Source organism: Helicobacter mesocricetorum (genome assembly GCF_900198605.1).
GTDB classification, from domain to species: Bacteria; Campylobacterota; Campylobacteria; order Campylobacterales; family Helicobacteraceae; genus Helicobacter_D; species Helicobacter_D mesocricetorum.
Genome location: NZ_FZPJ01000013.1, coordinates 1 through 19504, shown reverse-complemented (window position 1 = coordinate 19504; position 19504 = coordinate 1). Strand labels below are relative to the sequence as shown.

Below are 19504 nucleotides of genomic sequence, written 5' to 3'. Positions count from 1 at the left end.
TTCTCTTAAATACTTTTTTCTAGTAAAGTATTTAAACTTTTTACAAAAGCATTCACATCTTTAAGTTTGCCCCCATCTAGCAATTTCGCCTCTTCTAAAAGCAAAAATGCAATTTCTGCATTCTTTGTTTCATCATTACTTAAAAGCAATTTACTCAAAATAGAATGATTAGGGTTTAACTCCAAAATAGGCTTAGGCTCTGGTATATCAGCACCCATTCCCATAGCCCCCATTTGTTTCATCATCTTCATCATTGCAGCATTAGGATCATCAGGGTCAGCAACGATACAAGAAGGAGCATCAACTAATCTTGTGCTTAAACGCACCTCTTTAACCTCATCTCCTAAAATCTTACTAAAGGATTCTAGTAAGGTTTTAAATTTCTCTTTTGTGGCTTCATCAAGAGAATCTCCTCCTAAATCATCGATCGCTTCCTTAGAATTAATAGAACGTAAAGGTGTCTTATCAAACTCCCCAACCATAGGCATAACAATGCTATCAATCTCATCGCTAAAGAATAAAACCTCAATATCTTTTTTCGCATAAGTTTCTAACAAAGGAGAGCTTTTTAATAACTCCAAATCCTCACCTTGCAAATAATAAATAGCTTTTTGCCCCTCTTTCATTCGCTCCTTGTAAGCTTTAAAAGAAATGGCTTTGCCCTCACTTTTATTAGAGGGGAAGCGCAAAAGATCTAAAAGCTTTTCTTTATTTTCAAAATCGCTATACACCCCCTCTTTGATACATCGACCAAACTCTTGATAGAAACTCTTATATTTTTCCTCATCTTTTTGCAAATCTTCAATTTCACTAATAATTTTCTTCGTGGAGGCAGATTTAATCGTGGCTAGGATTCTATTTTGTTGTAAAATCTCACGACTAACATTTAAAGGTAAGTCTTCACTATCGATAATCCCTTTCACAAATCGTAAATAAGAGGGCAAGAGTTCTTTATCATCATCGGTGATAAAAACCCGCTTTACATAGAGCTTAACACCGGATTTATAATCCACCCTATAAAGATCAAAAGGTGCTTTTTGAGGAATATAAAAAAGTGTAGTATATTCTAAACTACCCTCAACTTTCGTATGAATCCAAGTAAGAGGATCATTAGAGTCATAACCAAGATTCTTATAAAACTCTTTATATTCCTCTTCTTTTAAATCCTTTTTAGCCACTCTCCAAAGTGCAGAAGCCTTATTGATTTGCTCACTTTTCTCCTCTATAATCTCCTTTTTATTCTCACCCTCTCCTTCACTTTTGGTTTCTACAAAATGCAAGAAAATAGGAAAAGGAATGTGGTCAGAGTATTTTTTGATAATCTCTTCAATGCGATAGCGACTTGTAAATTCCTTTTCGTCCTCTTTTAAATAAAGTTTAATCTCACTCCCTTGAGTTTCTTTTTCACATTTTTCTATCTCAAACTCTCCACTTCCATCACTAATCCAAGCAAAAGCTTGTTTTTCTCCCGCTTTTTTAGTGGTTACAATGATTTTACTTGCTACCATAAACGCCGAATAAAACCCTACCCCAAATTGTCCAATAAGTGCGGAATCTTTTTTCTTATCCCCGCTAAGTTTAGAAAGGAAATTTTTTGTTCCACTCTTTGCAATCGTGCCTAGATTATCCAATAAACCCTTTTCATTCATCCCTATTCCATTATCGCTAATGGTTAGAATATTTTTGTCATTATCAAAGCTAATATGAATTTCTGGAATAAAACTTAGATTCTTTAATTTCTCATTGGTTAATGTTAAGTATTGAAGCTTATCTAACGCATCTGAAGCATTGCTAACAAGCTCTCGTAAAAAAATCTCCTTATTAGAATATAAAGAGTGAATCATCAAATCTAAGAGTTGATTAACCTCGGTTTGGAAAGTATGTTTTGCCATTATTCATCCTTTTTAATAAATTTTTTGCCATTATAGCAAAGAAAGTTTCAAAAATCAACAAACTTTATAATAATAAACTAAACTTTATTGATAATACTATAATAAATATATAAGAGTTATTCCCTATTAAAGTTATACAAATTTACACAAAATATTAAACCTTAGCTTCAAGATATTCCGCTATTGCCAAACCATAAATCAAAACTCCAAATTATTTTTGTAAAATATGGCTTTTATAGCAAAATATCAAAATTTATTTTGTAAAACATTCTTAGAATGCAATAAAAAAGAGGTTAGATAAAACAAAATACATTATTTAAGATTTACTAATCTTTTTATAAATTCGTATAGGAGTATTAATGAAAACCAATAAAAGACATACTTGGTCAGATAGCTTGACTTATATACTTGCAGTAGCTGGAGCAACGATTGGTTTTGGTGCAACTTGGAGATTCCCCTATTTGGTGGGAGAAAATGGCGGTGGGGCTTATGTGCTAGTATTTATCATCGCAATGCTTGTTATTGGGATTCCTATGATTTTAGTAGAAAATGTGATTGGGAGGAGAGCGCATAAAAATTCCCTAGACGCCTTTAGCCCCTATTATCAAAACAAAACTTTTTCAAAATATTGGAAAATTGTAGGATTTATGGGATTGATTGGTTGTTTTGGGATTATTGCCTATTATATGGTGCTTGGGGGCTGGGTTATTACTTATATCGCAAACATCCTAAATGGGAATCTTGATTTATCAACTCCTATCAATAAAGAAATCACTCAAAGTTTTTACTCTCAAAATATTGAGCATAACCCTCTTATGATAACTTTATACACGATATTATTTATCTTGCTGAATTGGATTGTTTTAATTAGAGGCGTCGCAAATGGTATAGAAAAAGCGATGAAATTTCTTATGCCTTTGCTTTTTTTATGCCTTATTGGCATTGTGATTAGAAATGTTACGCTTCCCGGAGCAACAGAAGGTATTGCCTTTTATCTCACACCAGATTTTAGCAAGATAGATGCAAAACTTTTTATTAATGTCTTAGGACAGGTATTTTTCGCACTCTCACTTGGTTTTGGGGTTATAATAACGCTTTCTTCTTATATTAACAAACAAGAAAATCTCATCAAGACAGCAGTTAGCACCGGTATTGTCAATACCATTATTGCCCTTTTAGCGGGATTTATGATATTCCCCTCGCTCTTTACTTTTGGCTTAGAGCCTAATTCTGGTCCAAAGCTTGTTTTTGAGATTCTACCCATTGTATTTTCGCATATGCACTTTGGCTCGTTTATAGCTATTGGCTTTTTTGTGCTTCTTACTCTTGCTGCTTTTACGACTTCTATTACCCTTTATGAAGTGCTTATTACAGCTGCTGAAGAAAAGCTACATTTAAGCAGAAAGGTTGCGGTCAGCATTGTTTTAATCCTAACATTCATCGCAGGAAATATCCCCTCTATCCTCTCTTATGGTGCCTGGAGTGATGTAACAATCATTCTAGGTAAGAATATTTTTGATTCTTTTGATTATATTAGTGGGAATATCTTTTTTGTCCTCACTGCCCTTGCTTCTGCTGTGTTTGTCGGCTGGGTTTTAGGTAACGATGCTAAAAAAGAACTTAGTAATGGAAGCAATGCCCAAGGAGTGATTAATTTTTGGTTCTATTATATAAAATTTATCATTCCCATTGTGATTTTAATAGTATTTATCTATGGAATATAAAATATTGAAGGAGAAGTAAGGTTTTAAACCTCTTATACTTATTTGGTAGAGATTTTAATTTGCGGACTTTAGCCTTATTTGCTAAGAGAATAGGTTATAAGTCAATTCTTAATTTAATGACTCGTATTATCATTAGAGGGTTTCATCACTATTATCTAAAATGGTGATTTCTGGTAGATTCTACTTGCAAATCTATGATTTTTGCCTTTTCTTGAAAGATTTTTAGAGTTACAATGGCTTTATTTTTGAGATTAGCAAATATCTTAAATCTCTTAAGCCAAACTGCAACACGTAAATATTTTGTAGAAAATCGAAATTCTTTGATTTAGTTTTTAAGGGATTCTATCTACTTATTTTAAAAAGCATTGATTAATATTTAAGAGTTCATAAAATCTAAATATTTTACAATCCCAATTAAATCCACATAAAGGCTATTAAAATTCCCTTAACAAAACAAGCAAGGAATTTATTATGACAAAAGAATATTTTATATTCCTTAAAGGAGAGGATAAGAGTGCGCAAATCCAGCATTGCACTCTTGAGAATGAAAACCTTAAGGTAATTTTTAAGAATAATCCACAAACCTATATCTACCAAAAGCAAAATTTTAGACTGCTAAAGAGGGCAACAAGCAATAATTTCTTTAATTACCTCAAAGAGCTTTGCTCTATTTTGGAGATACAAACTTCAGAGGGTGCTTTAAATGTATTACTTAAAGAATATGAAAAAATCCAAACTATCGCTCAAGAATCTGCTTTATATATTTATTGCAATCCTGAATCCTTGATGCAAACTTCCACCCATACGCCCCCACTTATTTTTCCCTTTGGGGCAAATAATTCTCAATACCAAGCTGTGCAAAATGCAATATCCCAGCAAATAAGCATTATTGAAGGACCACCGGGACGGGCAAAACACAAACCATTTTAAATATCATCGCAAATCTTATTCTTCAAAATAAAAGCATTGCGATACTCTCTAATAATAACTCTGCTACGCAAAACATCTTTGAAAAGCTCGAAAATTATGGACTGGACTATGTTTGTGCGACTTTAGGAAAAAAGGAAAATAAAGAAAGCTTTATCGCTAACCAAAATGGCACTTATCCTCCTTTTGATACACCAATAATAGATACTACAAAGCTTAAGCAAGAACTTATAGCCTATAATCAAAAAGCTCTCCAATTTTCTATCTAACCAACGACCTAGCTAACGCAAAAGCATCTTTAAATGCATTAAGATTAGAGTATAAGCACTTTAAAAAGCAAGAAGGTATTACATCTTTAAAAATCAAAAATCCTACAAAATTAACTAGCGATAAGATCTTAAGGACTAAAGTGCAGATTGAAACCCAGCAAAAACTCTCTTTTTGGTTTAAGCTAAAACTCATTTTTTTAGAAAAAATAGGCGATTTTAATTTCTATAAAGCCCCTAAAAAAGAAATTTTACACACATTAGACAAAAATTATTATAGGCTTAAAAATTTAGAACTTTCAAAAACCATACAAAATCTACAATCAACCCTTCAAGCTTTACAACAACAAAATCCCCTACAAAAACTCAAAGAACATTCTTTGCTTTTATTGCAATCTCATCTTAAAGAAAAATATCAAAACAAGCGAAAAAGGGTATGCTTTGAATATTCTGATTTCAGGTATAAAGCCCTTGATTTTTTGCAAGAATATCCCGTAATTTTAAGCACCACTTATTCTATAAAGTCCTCACTTGATTTAACAGGGGCATTGTTTGATTATGTAGTTATTGATGAAGCCTCGCAAGTAGATTTAGTTACAGGCTTTTTGGCATTAAGTTGTGCAAAAAATGCTGTTATTGTAGGAGATACCAAGCAACTTCCTAATGTTATCCCCCAAAACAAGCGTCCCCTTATTGAATAGCTTACACAAAAATATGCCATTGCTTTGCATTATGATTTCTCAAAGCAAAGCTTACTAAGTTCTGTGATTGCTACTTTGCCTGAAGCTTCAAAAGTAATGCTCAAAGAGCATTATCGCTGCCACCCAAAAATCATCGAATTTTGTAACAAAAAGTTTTATGATAATGCACTGATTATCTTAAGCGAAGATAAGGGAGAGAAGGATGTTATAAAGGCTTTTGTTACACAAGAGGGGAATCACGCTAATAGTCAAAAAAAGCTTGACTCCCTAAAGGAGAATCGAGTTTGACCAAGTAGCAAGGCTTTGTAAAACCTTGTTTCATCCATTAGGCAGTTATACACAAAAGGCGACAAAATTGCAATATTTCTTTTAAGCTTGAGAGATTCACCCAAAAACTTAAAAGCATAGCAGGGCTACTTGCTAGCCTCTGCTGTATGTGAGGTGTCCTGTGTGAGGGGTTAGGATTGCAATTAACCTTGTCTCATTGTAGCAATATGAATTTTCAGACATAAAGTCTTAATTGGGTAATTCTAGTCTTATAAATATGAAGTGTTTCTACTTGAATCCATATCTAAGATTATTCACTGGATTTAGTTTAACAAAAGTTATTCCTTGTCCTATTGTAGTAAAACCCAAATATCGCAAGGTTTCCAACAATCCAAACTTCCATTCCAAACCTCTAAACTTCGCTCCCCCAAATGTTACTTTTACAACAAATTTCCAAATTTTGTTTCAAAATTTTTTATTTTAAGTCTAATAACAGGGGGGGGGGGGGCAAAATAAAAGAGTTTGCATAGCAAGATACCAATTAATTAGGAGTTATGAATGGAGGAAGTTGCCATCATTAGCGCGAAGAGAACCGCTATTGGGTCTTTTTTAGGAAGTTTAAAAAACACAAGTGCCATAGATTTAGCCACTGCGGTTTGCAAAGAGATTTTAAAAGAATCTAATCTTCAAGCAGAGCTGATAGAAGAGCTTATTTTAGGGCAGATTCTACAAGCTGGGCTTGGGCAAAACCCCGCTAGACAAATTGCGCTTAAAACAGGAATGAATGAAAAAGCTGGGGCTTATGTGGTTAATAAACTCTGTGGCTCTGGACTAAAGGCGATTTGTTTAGCCGCACAAAGCATTATGCTAGGAGAAAGTGAGATTATCCTAGCAGGTGGAGCTGAAAATATGTCTTTATCTCCATTTTTGCTAGAAAATGTCCGCAATGGCTACAAAATGGGCGATAAAAACATTGTCGATAGTATGCTAAAAGACGCTCTAACTTGTGCGATAAATGGCTATCATATGGGAATCACCGCTGAAAATCTCGCCCAAAAATATAATATCTCAAGAGAAGAGCAAGATGAGTTTGCCCTGCTCTCTCAACAAAAAGCCACAAAAGCTATCAAAGAGGATAAATTTAAAGAAGAGATTGTGCCAATCACTCTTAAGCACAAAAAGGGAGAGGCAATCTTTGATACAGATGAGTTTGTCAAACAAGATTTAAGCTTAGAATCTCTGCATTCACTCAAACCCGCCTTTAGCAAAGATGGTAGCGTAACTGCTGGAAACTCCTCGGGGATTAATGATGGAGCGGCTTTTGTGCTACTTACTAGCAAAAGAAAGGCGAAAGAGCTTAATCTCCCTATATTAGCTACGCTCAAAGCTTATTCTAGTATCGGTGTAGAGCCTAGCATTATGGGTATTGGTGCGGCAATGGCGGCTAAGAAAGTCTTAGAAAAAACCAAAATGCACATTGATGATATAGATTTGATAGAGGCTAATGAAGCCTTTGCCGCACAAAGCCTCGCAAGTTTAAAAGAACTCCAACCCAAGCTTGATAGGGTCAATATTAAGGGGGGTGCTATTGCTTTGGGACATCCTGTTGGGGCAAGTGGAGCTAGGATTGTCGTAACGCTTCTACAAGAGATGAAAAGACAAAACAAGCAATTAGGTCTTGCTACACTTTGTGTGGGCGGAGGGGCTGGAATCGCAGCAATTTTTGAGAGGGGTGAGTGATGAAAATAATTTCTGCAAAAGAAGCGGCAAGTTTGATAAAAGAAGAAGATTCTTTGATGTTAGGTGGCTTTATGGGCTGTGGGAGTGCGCTTAATTGTATTGATGCGTTAGTGGAGTTAGGAACGAAGAATCTCACAATAATTAGCAATGATACGGCTATGGTGGATTTTAGCTATGGAAAGCTCATTGTCAATAAGCAAGTCAAAAAGGCAATCACTACACATATTGGGACCAATAAAGAAACAGGGAGGCAAATGAGTGCTGGGGAACTAGAAGTAACCCTAGTTCCGCAAGGCACTTTAGCAGAGCGCATTAGGGCTAGTCGATCTGGGCTTGGAGGGGTGTTAGTTACCACAGGCTTAGGCACAGAAGTCGCCAAAGGCAAACAAATCATCAATGTCGATGGCAAAGACTACTTGCTAGAGCGTCCCTTACACGCAAATGTGGCGTTAATCTATGCAACCTATGCGGACAAATACGGAAACCTTGCCTATGATGGGACAACAAGAAACTTCAATGTCCTTATGGCTATGGCGGCGGATTTGGTGATTGTTGAAGTAGAGGAGATTTTATCCACTCCTCTTAATCCAAATAATGTAGTAGTGCCGGGCATTGCGGTAGATTACATCATCCAACACAAGGAATAAGTAATGGAAAGAGAACAAATCATAGAGCTTATCGCCAAAAGAGTGGCAAAAGAGTTTAAAGATGGGGATTTAGTCAATCTAGGGATTGGAATGCCAACGCAAGTTAGCAACTACATTCCAGAGAGCATTAATATCTACTTGCAATCCGAAAATGGAATGCTAAAAATGGGTCCAATGCCTAATAAGGGAGAGGAAAATAGCCGAATCACAACTGCTGGGGGTGCGCCCTCTAGTATCTTAGAGGGGGGTATGTTTTTTGATTCTGCTTTTAGCTTTAGCCTCATCCGTGGAGGGCATGTGGATATTACCGTGCTTGGAGCTTTAGAGGTTGATAGTGAGGGGAATCTAGCAAATTGGATAATCCCCGGTAAGCTCGTCCCGGGAATGGGTGGGGCTATGGATTTAGTCAATGGCGTGAAAAAGGTCATTATTATGATGGAACATACTGATAAATACGGCAATAGCAAACTTAAAAAGCAATGCACCCTCCCCCTAACCGGTGCAAAATGCGTAGATTTGCTCGTTACAGAACTTGGAGTTTTTAGCTTTAAAGAGGGTAAATGCAAACTCATCGAACTCCAACCCAATGTGAGCTTAGAGGAGATAAAAGCAAAAACAGAGGCGGATTTTGAAATCTGCTTAAAGCCCTAAAGGAGTCCTATGGAAAAAGTAGCCATTATTACAGGTTCTGCAAGCGGGATAGGCTTTAGTATCGCAGAATCTTTTTTACAAAATGGATATAAGATTGTCTTCTCTGATATTAACGCCAATGCCTTGCAAGAATGCACGAGTAAATTTGATAAAAGCCAATGCTTAGGAATCCTCTGTGATGTTAGCAAAGAAGAGGATATTAAGCACTTAATACAAACAACTAAGAATCACTTTGGCAGGATTGATGTTTTTATCAACAACGCAGGATTGCAATATGTCGCAAATCTTGAGGATTTTCCCACAGATAAATTCATACAAATGCTTCATATTATGCTAGTTGGGGCTTTTCTTAGCACAAAATATGTGCTGCCGATTATGAAAGCGCAAAACTTTGGGAGAATCCTTAATATGTCCTCTATCAATGGAGTGATAGGGTTTGCGGGAAAGGCTGCTTATAATAGCGCAAAACACGGAATCATAGGTCTTACAAAAGTTACAGCCCTAGAGTGTGCAACCTATAATATCACCGCTAATGCGATTTGCCCGGGATATATTGATACGCCATTAGTTAGAGGACAAATGCAAGATTTAGCCAATACAAGGGGGGTGAGCGTGGAGAATGTCTTAGAAGAAGTCCTCTACCCCCTAATCCCCCAAAAAAGGCTAATAGATGCTAAGGATATTGCGGCTTTAGCTTTGTTTTTAAGCTCTAATGAAGCCAAACATATAACCGGAACCAATATGCTTATTGATGGCGGATACACCGCACAATGAGGAGTTAGTAATGCTTGGAATTTTATTAGGTTTAGTGGTATTGATGATTCTAGCCTATCTTGGTTGGTCTATTATTTGGATAGCCCCAATAGCTGCTGGAATCGTCGCTTTAGGCGGTGGTTTAGATTTATTTGATGCCTATACTAATGTCTATATGAGCGGGTTTGTAGGCTTTGCCAAATCGTGGTTTCCTGTCTTTATGCTTGGGGCTATTTTTGGGAAGCTTATGCAAGTTACTAATATGGCAACTTCTGTTTCTTTGAGCTTAGGAAAGGCACTTGGAGAAAAAAGGGCGATTTTAGGAGTGATACTCTCCGCATCTGTTTTAACCTATGGAGGAGTGAGCTTATTTGTCGTTGTTTTTGCGGTTTATCCTCTAGCATTGGAACTTTTTAAAGTCGCAAATATCTCAAGGAGGCTAATACCAGCAAGTATCGCATTGGGAGCTTTTACCTTTACTATGGCGGCACTTCCGGGAAGCCCTCAAATCCAAAATCTCATTCCTATTAAGTATTTTGATACAACCGCTATGGCAGCACCTATTACAGGGGTAGTGGCAAGTTTGATAATGTTTATAGGGGGGTATGCTTATCTAAAATACCGAGAAAATTTCCTAAAAGCTAGAGGAGAGGGCTATGATAGCCCAAAAGAAAGCCAAAGAGAATCCATAAGCGGCAAAAATCCTCACTTCCTACTCTCTTTAGCACCTTTATTTTGTGTGGTAATCTTACTCAATGTCTTGAAGTTTAATATCATTAATGCCCTCCTTTGTGGAATCTTTTTGATTTTAGCCCTTAATGTCTATCAGTTTAAGCGATTTATCACTGCTATTAATGAGGGGGCAAGTGGAGCTGTGATTGCTGTTATTAACACTAGTGCAGCCGTTGGCTTTGGCTCTGTGGTAAAAAATGTCCCGGGCTTTCAAAGCTTAATTGATTTGCTACTAAGCATCAAAGGAAGTCCCCTTATTTCAGAAGCCATAGCGGTTAATCTCCTAGCTGGTGCCACAGGCTCGGCAAGTGGGGGTATGGGTATCGCCCTAGAAGCCTTAGCGGATAAATATAGAGAAATAGCCCTCCAAGAATCTATCCCTTTAGAGCTTTTTCACAGAATCGCCTCTATCTCCTCTGGTGGGCTTGATGCGCTCCCTCATAACGGCGCAGTCCTCACGTTACTTGCCATTACAGGACTTAGCCATAAACAAAGCTATTTAGATATTTGCGTAGTTGCGGTGATAATCCCAATCCTTGCTTTAATCGTGGGGATTATTTTAGCAACCTTTGGAATCTACTAAAAAGGAGTTTTATGTTTGTTTTAAGAAAATTTACACAAGGCTGTGTTTTTCTAGCCTCAAAATGTTTGCCTGATTCTTTTGTTTTGGTAATTTTGCTCTCTTTAGTAGTCTTTGTGCTAGGGATATTTGCCACTTCACAAAGTCCGCTAAGTATGATTAACCACTGGGGGAATGGGGCTTGGAATCTCCTTGGGTTCTCTATGCAAATGGCTTTAGTTTTAGTGCTAGGACAAGCCTTAGCAAGTGCTTCTATCTTGCAAAATATGCTGACAAAAATTAGCAAACTCCCACAATCCAAAACCTCAAGCATTATGCTTGTTTGCTTTTTAAGCCTGATTGCAAATTGGATTAATTGGGGATTTGGGCTTGTTATTTCTGCGATTTTTGCCAAAGAAATCGCTAAAAATGTCAAAGGCGTGGATTATAGGCTCTTAATCGCAAGTGCGTATTCGGGCTTTGTCGTGTGGCACGGAGGATTAAGCGGCTCTATACCCTTAACCTTAGCAAGTGGCGGAGAATCTCTAAGTAAAACCACACAAGGGCTATTAACAGAGGCAATACCTACCTCACTCACTATCTTTTCAAGCTATAATCTCATCATAACAGCCATAATTATCATCTTTTTGCCTCTACTTTTAAGCTTCATACATCCTGAGGAAAAAAACATCATCGAGATTGATAAAAAGCTTCTAAAAGAGGAAGAAGAAAAAGAAGTAATCTCTCACAAAGGAGAGCATACTATTGCTTCATTTTTAGAGCATAGCTTCCTTCTTACTGCTTTGATAGCTTGTTTTGGATTTGCTTATATTGTGATGTATTTTACTAGGGGTGGGAATCTTAATTTAAATATCATTAATCTTATTTTTTTATTTTTGGGAATCTTACTCCATAAAACCCCTATTTCTTATATCAAAGCCATCAACAAAGCGGCAAAAAGTGCGGCTGGGATTATCTTGCAATTCCCCTTTTATGCAGGGATTATGGGTATGATGAATGGGGCATTAAATGGCGGAGAATCTCTAGTAACACTACTCTCTACTAGCTTTACAAATTTCGCCAATGCCGATAATTTTGCTTTTTTTAGCTTTTTAAGTGCTGGGATTGTGAATATCTTTGTCCCAAGCGGGGGAGGACAATGGGCAGTCCAAGCTCCCATTATGCTAAGTGCTGGGGCGACTTTGGGCGTTAAGCCTGAAGTTGTCGCTATGGCTATTGCGTGGGGGGATGCTTGGACGAATATGATTCAACCCTTTTGGGCATTACCTGCTTTAGCTATCGCTGGACTTGGAGCAAAAGACATTATGGGGTATTGTGTGATAACTCTACTCTTTATAGGCTGTGTCGTATCTTTGGGATTTTTGTTTTTAACTTAAGTTTGCTCAAAGATTCTAAAAAAGGAATTAGAGAAAATGCCAATGCCTCTAATTCCATAGAGCAGTAAAAACTCTTTTTCTTATAAAATCTGTTATAATCTAGCTTTGTTTTACCATTAATAAACAAGATTTCCTTAGGAAGCCTATCTAAAAAAACAAAATTGCATTCTAATGAAATTTTTGAGGAAAATTATGTTTGATAAAATTGCCTATTGTTATTTTAGTGCCGATTACGAAAAATGCTTAAGTTTAAGCGAAAATTTTTTAAAAAATCATCCAAAATTTGCTCTTAAATACGCAATGCTTTCTTCTTTTAAGCTATCACTCTTTCAAAAATCTCTCTATTATGCCAAAGAGCTTTTTGAGCTTGACCCTACAAGCTTTAATGCCCTTATGCTCTCTTCTAGCTACATTAAAAATCAAATGTTTGAGGAAGCATTAGTTTTATTACAAGAATTTTTAAAAAAAGATAATGATTTAAAAGATGAGATTAGCTTAGAATTAGCCTTTCTTTATAAATCTACCAACCAATTAAAAGAAGCGGAGACTATCTTTAAAGACCTACTCCAAAAGGATTTATATAACCTAGAATTATGGAAGCATTATGTAGAAATTTATTTTATGCACGACTTCAAAAAAGCCTTAAAAGCCCACGAAGAGCTTTGCAGCTTCATCTATGATATGATTGAAAGCTTACAAAAAGGCTTACTTACAAAAAAAATCACTACCCCCATTGAATCCAATTTACAAAATAGGCTTTCTCATAGCAATAAGGAGAATCTTGAGATTTTAGAAGTGGAAGACTTCCTAAATGCTAAGATTTTGCCCCAAAAAGCCTATTTACTTTTTAAGCTCTTTAACATACCCCAAGCTTTAGAGCTTTTTCACTCCCTAGAAGAGTTTAACCAAGATCACGCACAATTTTGGCAAAATTATGCCAAAGTCTTAGAATTTAGCGGTAATTATCAAGGAGCCTATAATGCTTACCAAAAATGCCTAAGTTTGCACCAACACGCAACTTATCAATTTGATCTTGCTTATCTATTAATGAGGATGGGGGTTAGTGAAAATTTCGAAGAGGGCAAAAAATATTATGAGAGCAGATTATTTTATGCACACAATGAAACCTTTTCTGCATATCACTATAACGAAAGTAGAAAAGCCTTTAATAGCTCTGGTGTTGATGCCTTTAAAAATAAAGAAGTTTTAGTATTTTGCGAACAAGGCTTTGGGGATACTATTATGTATTGTAGATGTTTAGAAAAACTTTGCAATATTGCTTCAAAAGTCCTTTTTGCTCCGCAATCTGCTATGTATCAGATGTTTAAAAACCAAATAAAGATTCTCAACCAAAACAATTCCTTTAAAAACTTAAAAGTGCTAAAAAACTTTCCTACACACTTTGATTATGCCATACCCATCTGTTCTTTACCTTTACTTATTGATATTAAATTTGATGAAATACCTCAACTAAAAACCCCTATAATACCGCTCAAAAAACCTCACAATAAAAAGAAAAAAATAGGAATTTTTTATTTCACCCCTAATGCTGTAAATTCTGATATGGCTAGGAATTTTGATTTTGAATTTTTATTTTCCGCTTTAGAAGGGTTAGAATGCGAACTTATCTCCTTTCAAGTAGGATTGAATGAAAATCTACCCGATACGATAGAAGATAGGGCTAAAAAGATAGAAACTTGGGAAGATACCGTAAAAAACCTAGCCGATATTGATTGTATGATAAGCATTGATAGTGCAATTACCCATTTAACCTTAGCCTTAGATATTCCCACGATAGTGCTTCTACACCCTAGATTTGACTGGCGTTGGGGGAAGTTTGAAGACCCTAAAAGCTATTTTTGGTCAAAGGCAAGATGTTTCATTTTCACAGAGGATACAAAGGCAAATTTAAAAGAACTTGTTGAAAAAACACTAGGGATTTAAAGCTTTACTTTTGCTAGAGCGCACTTTTACAATGCAAAGGGAATCTCAAAGAGATTCTTGGGCTTAAGGACTTGTAGAGCTTGTTAGATGGCTTAAGCTCCATAACCCTACGCCATTTTTTCAAACAAACTCACATCCCCATTACGCACTTGTTTGCGGATAGAATCAATGACAGAAACTAACTCTTTATCCACTTCTAAGAGATTGTTTTTAGAAGCATTATTTTCATCTAAAGAGCTTTAAAAACTTTTTGTAAATCTTCTTTATCAACTCCTATTGATTCACTAATAGCCTTAAAAGAATTTGTATCCACTTGCTTTTGTAAATCTTGCATTTCTTCATTACTAAGCATATCTTTTTGTGTAAGATTGGCTAGTGATTTTTTCTCCTCCGCATTAAGGGCATTCACATTGCCTCCATTATTTTTAAGCTTTTGCAAGGCTTGTTGCTGTGCTTGAAGCTCTTTTAAGGATTTTTCGGTCTCTGAAGTCTCTCCCTTTTCTTGCTTTTCTATTTGTTGTTTCTTGTATTCTTCCATCATTTTTTTGATATTATCGGTTAATTTCTTATTATTTTTAAGTAGTTTATCCATTAATGCAGTAATCCATTCCCCAGAAAAATGCTCTCCCAATATATCATCAACCATATCATCCATCATATTTTTGCCATCACCAATAGCCCTTTGAGCGATTCTTATTGCATCCTTTTTCGCCTCTTCTTCATCCTTATATTCTTCAAATCTCTCTAAATTTCCATCGAGGTTTTTATCTTTAGCTAAGATAGCATTAAGGGCATCTTGAATAGTCCCAAAGGAATTATCACCACCTTTTATATAGTTAATATAGGCTTCATCTAACCTTAAAGCTACCCTTTGCTTCGTCTTTAGATCATCAAATAGCACAACCTTGCCACTTCCACTTCCTAAAGCATTATCACTTACTAAAAACTTATTTTCCCCTACTAAGGCGGTAGCATTATTTAGGTTATTCACCCTATCCCTCTCTTCCTCCGCAGCTAAATCCGCTTGGTTTCTATTGTTAATATCGGTTTTCATCGCCGAAAAAACACTGCCATTTATAAGCCTCGCACTTGTTACCATTATCCCTCCTTTTAGAAACTCCAAGATGATAAATCTATCTTGGAGTTATTTAGCTCCTTAAAGCTTAAGCACCTATTATTCTCTTAATTTACTATCTTACTTTTAATCTCACAGGAATATAAACAATAAGACTCTTGATTCATATCGACAACTTTTTTGAAAAACAATAAAAATATTCAGAAAAAATTCCTTAGGCTAATTTGATGCTACTTTTAGTAACTCAAAATTTATTAAAGATATTTTCATCATAAAATCCATTATCTGCTATAATCCGAATTTTATTTTACAAATCCACGAAAGGCACATAATGATTGATTTAGGGGTAGAATTAAGCAACTCTACATTAATTACCTCAAAAACAGACTTGCAAGGAAGAATTGTATATTGCAATAAAGATTTTATACAATATAGCGGTTTTAGCGAACAAGAAGTATTTGGCAAGCCCCACAATATAGTAAGGCATAAAGATATGCCTCGTGCAGTCTTTAAAACATTATGGAAATATATTAAAAATGGTGAAGAAGTCTTTGCCTTTGTTAAAAATAAAACAAAAAATGGACAACATTACTGGGTGCTTGCTAATGTAACTCCCTCTTTAGACTCCAATAATAATACTATTGGGTATTACTCTGTGCGCAGAAAACCCAATCCTAAAGCGATTGAAAAAATTATTCCTGTCTATGCTTCTATGATAAATGCAGAAAAAACCTCGCTCGAAGCTAGTGAATCTATACTTAACACCATACTTACCGAGAAAAATCTACCTTATAACGAATTTATCTTTTCTATGCAAGAAAATCTTATATAAGGAGTATTTTATGAAAATATTACATAGTATATTTTTTGTGTTAATTATACTGGGTCTTGTATCAGATATATACTTCAATCATCTTAGTTTTAATAGTATAGTATTACTAGGAATTGCTATGGTATATTTTATACAACTCTATAAACGAAGCAATGATGAGACTCTTTATGAAAAACTTTTAAATATTACTAGTGAATATGCCTCAGGCAAATTTGAAAAACGTATTACCCATATCAAAGGTAGAGGAAATATAGTGCAAATTTGTGAGCAAATCAACGATATTGTCGATCATTTAGAAGCATTTTTGCGCGAAATAAAAAGTGCTATTGAATGCTCTAAAGAAGGTAAATTTTATCGTAAAGCTCTCTCTGGTGGTTTAAATACAACTTTTGCCCAAAATATTGAAGGCATCAATAATGCTTTAAATGCTATTGAACATAATGCTAAAGATTCGATACGCAATGCCCTCTCTAAAAACCTTATGAATCTTAGCCTAAAAAGTCAAAATGGCAATCTTGAAAATATCGCACAAGCCTTAAATGAAAATATCACTACTATGAAAAAGGTGGATTCTAATGTCCGCGATATTCGTTGCACTGCTATTGATAGCCGAAGTGATGTAAGCAATCTCACACAATCTATTAACGAGCTTCTATCACTCATTGAAGATAATAACCAATCCATTCAGGATTTAACCAACAAATCACAAGATATTGGGAATATCATTAATCTTATCAGTGATATTGCTGGACAAACTAATCTTTTAGCCCTTAATGCAGCTATTGAAGCAGCAAGAGCAGGAGAACACGGAAGAGGATTTGCTGTTGTTGCCGATGAAGTTAGAAAACTAGCAGAAAAAACCCAAAAATCTGCTAGTGAAATTGCCCTATCCATTCAAAATATGCAACAAGAAGTAGGCAGTATTCAAGAGGGAGGCAACAAAGTGAGCGCAATCACGACGACTTTAGAATCTAAACTTGAGAGCTTCAATACTGCTTTTGATAAAATGGAACAAAATAGTGCTTCGCTAGATACAATTTTTACACAGCTTTCTACCAAATTGATATTATCGGTAACAAAACTTGATCATATCTTATTTAAATCCAATTTATATCTCTGCCTTAATACACTAGAAAAAAATGAGAATCTTGATACATTCCATCCTATTTCGCACTTACTAGAAGATAAAGACATACAAAATGTAATTTATCAATTCTTGCCACTCAACGAAGCAGAAATGCTGTCTAAAACACTCCAACAAGAAATGTTAGACGCCACTTCTTTTATAGGGGAAGAGATTACACCTAATAATTCAAAAGAAATTATTAAAGGCGTAAAATCCTTAGAAGATACTTCACAAACACTCTTGACTAAGCTTACCTCTTAATAAAATCCTTTGGCTAGAAATCCAAAGACTAGGTCAATTAATGAATAGCTCTAGTTCTTTGCTCTAGCCACTCTTTAGCCCTACCCTCAAGTCTATCTCCAAGCTTTTCAAAGACTTTTTTATGATAATTATTCAGCCAATTTTTCTCTTCATCATTTAATAACATCGTATCTATACAAGAACTTTCAAAAGGACAGAGTGTAAGGGTTTGAAAAAAAAGAAATTGACCAAATTGTTCCTCTTTTGGTTGTTCTACTAATTTATTGACAACAAGATTTTCTAATCTTATCCCCCACTGATTGGGACGATAAATACCCGGTTCTATGGAGCTTACCATACCTATTTTTGCTTTGGTTTTCTCTAAAGGTGGAGCAAAGTAAGAAATCACTTGCGGTCCTTCATGAACATTTAAAAAATACCCAACACCATGTCCAGTGCCGTGCATATAATCAATTTGCTCTCTCCATAATGCTATCCGTGCTATACAATCCAATAAAGGCATCGCAATACCTAAAGGAAAAACGGCTGAAGAGAGGGCGATATGAGCCTTAAGAACAAGGGTATAATCTCTCCTTTGATCTTGAGTAATATTTCCAATAGGGACAACCCTTGTAATGTCTGTTGTCCCATTGGTATATTGCGCTCCTGAATCAATGAGCAAAAGACCATCTCCTTCTATCAAAGAAAATTGCTCTTTTGTAGCACGATAATGAGGCTGCGCCCCATTGGCATTAAATCCTGCTATCGTGGCAAAACTATCGGAAATATAATTTTTATTCTCGGAACGAAACTCCCTAAGTTTCTCATCAATATCTAATTCGCTAATTTTTTGCTTATCCCCTAAGGCATCCTCTAACCAAGTATAAAATTTACATAAAGCAACACCATCTTGTATCATTGCAGCTTCTATTTGTTCTAATTCCTCCTCACTCTTACAAGCCTTTAACATAGTGCTAGGATTAATCGATTCAATAATTTCATTATGTTGTTTTAAAATATCTGCTAAATAAGCGGTTGTTTTGGTAGGATCAATTAATGCTTTTTGTTCTTTAATACCCTGCAAAAAAGATTCAATTTGCTCATAAGGCTTTATAATAAAACCATCCTTATGCAAATTTTCTAATAGCACTGCAGAGATTTTTTGCTCATCAACAAATAAAATCGCCTCCTCTTTACTCACAATAAGATACGATAAAAATACAGGATTATAGGGGACATCACTTCCCCGTAAATTACAAATCCAAGCAATATCATCTAAAGTAGAGACAAGATGATGAGTGGCTTTTAAGCTTTGCATTGCTTGTCTTAAACTTTGAAGTTTCTCTATTCTATTATGAGGGGATTGTATATGCTCATAGATGGGATTAAGAGGCAAAGGGGGTCTTTGCTCCCATAAAGGAGTGAGCAAATCTTTATTAAGGAGTGTAATGTTTATATCTTGTAATTGTGATTGTAAATCTTTTTTCATTGATAGTGGCAAAACTCTATAATCCGTAGCTAATTTGGAATTTTCTTTCAAATTTGCCTTAAGCCATTTTATAGCAGTATTGTGAGAATCTTGTTTTTGCAGTTGTATTGAAGTATCTTGAAGTTCTTTTTGTGCTTGCAACCAATACCTTCCATCTGTCCAAAGCCCCGCATAATCTTGTGTTACAATAATGCTTCCTGCACTACCACTAAAACCACTTATCCATTCTCTACTTTTCCAAAAATCTGGAATATACTCTGATAAATGCGGGTCTGATGTTAAAATCAAATAAGCATCAATAGAATCATTTTTCATTAATTTTTGTAAAGATTTAATTCTTGATTCATAAATATTCATTGGCATTCCTTTCTTCATACTTCTTCAAAATTAGAACAAACTATACCAAAATTATGCCCTTAAAGCCTAACATATTTTTAAATAGTTTAGTAATAAATAAAAATTTATTATAATATTTTTATATTATATTAATTAAATTTTTAAATATATTTGAGTAATTTCGTTATATTTTTATTAAAAAATTC

At 35.2% G+C, this 19504-nt stretch carries 17 protein-coding genes; 14 read left to right on the top strand and 3 right to left on the bottom strand.

Annotation, left to right across the window (positions count from 1 at the left end; translation table 11 throughout):
* Positions 1–5 precede the first annotated feature (5 nt).
* A complete protein-coding gene (htpG, locus tag C6H18_RS03860; RefSeq protein ID WP_104721800.1) occupies positions 6–1892 on the bottom strand; it encodes a molecular chaperone HtpG in 1887 nt (628 codons plus the stop codon).
* Between the two features lie 359 nt (positions 1893–2251).
* Here htpG and C6H18_RS03855 point away from each other — a divergent pair, with 359 nt between their 5' ends.
* The 12 genes from C6H18_RS03855 to C6H18_RS03805 all read left to right on the top strand — a co-directional run bounded on the left by C6H18_RS03855 (position 2252) and on the right by C6H18_RS03805 (position 14200).
* On the top strand, positions 2252–3616 hold the full coding sequence (locus C6H18_RS03855) for a sodium-dependent transporter (RefSeq protein WP_104721799.1): 1365 nt from the start codon (positions 2252–2254) through the stop codon (positions 3614–3616).
* A 471-nt stretch (positions 3617–4087) separates the two neighbouring features.
* Entirely contained in the window at positions 4088–4546 is a 459-nt protein-coding gene (locus C6H18_RS03850) for a hypothetical protein (protein WP_104721798.1), read from the top strand.
* Positions 4540–4812: a hypothetical protein gene (locus tag C6H18_RS09765; protein WP_407645599.1), complete on the top strand. Its 273-nt coding sequence runs from the start codon at positions 4540–4542 to the stop codon at positions 4810–4812. The genes C6H18_RS03850 and C6H18_RS09765 overlap by 7 nt, the downstream gene beginning before the upstream one ends.
* Entirely contained in the window at positions 4800–5510 is a 711-nt protein-coding gene (locus tag C6H18_RS03845; RefSeq protein ID WP_104721797.1) for an AAA domain-containing protein, read from the top strand. The genes C6H18_RS09765 and C6H18_RS03845 overlap by 13 nt, the downstream gene beginning before the upstream one ends.
* Before the next feature lie 24 nt (positions 5511–5534).
* Positions 5535–5798: an AAA domain-containing protein gene (locus tag C6H18_RS03840; protein ID WP_158654862.1), complete on the top strand. Its 264-nt coding sequence runs from the start codon at positions 5535–5537 to the stop codon at positions 5796–5798.
* 537 nt (positions 5799–6335) lie between these two features.
* Complete coding sequence (locus C6H18_RS03835; protein WP_104721795.1) at positions 6336–7517, top strand: acetyl-CoA C-acetyltransferase; 1182 nt, start codon at positions 6336–6338, stop codon at positions 7515–7517.
* Positions 7517–8164, top strand: a complete 648-nt coding sequence (locus tag C6H18_RS03830; protein WP_158654861.1) for a CoA transferase subunit A — start codon at positions 7517–7519, stop codon at positions 8162–8164. The genes C6H18_RS03835 and C6H18_RS03830 overlap by 1 nt, the downstream gene beginning before the upstream one ends.
* A 3-nt stretch (positions 8165–8167) precedes the next feature.
* The gene (locus C6H18_RS03825; protein ID WP_104721793.1) at positions 8168–8815 is read left to right on the top strand and encodes a 3-oxoacid CoA-transferase subunit B; all 648 of its coding nucleotides are present in this window, start codon (positions 8168–8170) and stop codon (positions 8813–8815) included.
* Positions 8816–8824: 9 nt separating this feature from the next.
* A complete protein-coding gene (locus C6H18_RS03820; RefSeq protein WP_104721792.1) occupies positions 8825–9589 on the top strand; it encodes a 3-hydroxybutyrate dehydrogenase in 765 nt (254 codons plus the stop codon).
* 10 nt (positions 9590–9599) lie between these two features.
* Complete coding sequence (locus tag C6H18_RS03815; RefSeq protein WP_104721791.1) at positions 9600–10883, top strand: GntP family permease; 1284 nt, start codon at positions 9600–9602, stop codon at positions 10881–10883.
* An 11-nt stretch (positions 10884–10894) separates the two neighbouring features.
* On the top strand, positions 10895–12256 hold the full coding sequence (locus tag C6H18_RS03810; protein ID WP_104721790.1) for a TIGR00366 family protein: 1362 nt from the start codon (positions 10895–10897) through the stop codon (positions 12254–12256).
* 192 nt (positions 12257–12448) lie between these two features.
* Positions 12449–14200, top strand: coding sequence for a tetratricopeptide repeat protein (locus C6H18_RS03805; RefSeq protein ID WP_104721789.1), 1752 nt, complete (start codon positions 12449–12451; stop codon positions 14198–14200).
* A gap of 229 nt (positions 14201–14429) precedes the next feature.
* On the opposite strand, the gene C6H18_RS03800 is transcribed toward C6H18_RS03805, so the two are convergent.
* Positions 14430–15299, bottom strand: coding sequence for a hypothetical protein (locus tag C6H18_RS03800; protein WP_104721788.1), 870 nt, complete (start codon positions 15297–15299; stop codon positions 14430–14432).
* 307 nt (positions 15300–15606) lie between these two features.
* Here C6H18_RS03800 and C6H18_RS03795 point away from each other — a divergent pair, with 307 nt between their 5' ends.
* Both C6H18_RS03795 and C6H18_RS09730 read left to right on the top strand, forming a co-directional pair.
* Positions 15607–16107: a PAS domain-containing protein gene (locus tag C6H18_RS03795; protein WP_104721787.1), complete on the top strand. Its 501-nt coding sequence runs from the start codon at positions 15607–15609 to the stop codon at positions 16105–16107.
* Positions 15995–17494, top strand: a complete 1500-nt coding sequence (locus C6H18_RS09730; protein ID WP_407645598.1) for a methyl-accepting chemotaxis protein — start codon at positions 15995–15997, stop codon at positions 17492–17494. The genes C6H18_RS03795 and C6H18_RS09730 overlap by 113 nt, the downstream gene beginning before the upstream one ends.
* A 37-nt stretch (positions 17495–17531) precedes the next feature.
* On the opposite strand, the gene C6H18_RS03785 is transcribed toward C6H18_RS09730, so the two are convergent.
* Positions 17532–19319: an aminopeptidase P family protein gene (locus C6H18_RS03785; protein ID WP_104721785.1), complete on the bottom strand. Its 1788-nt coding sequence runs from the start codon at positions 19317–19319 to the stop codon at positions 17532–17534.
* Positions 19320–19504 lie beyond the last annotated feature (185 nt).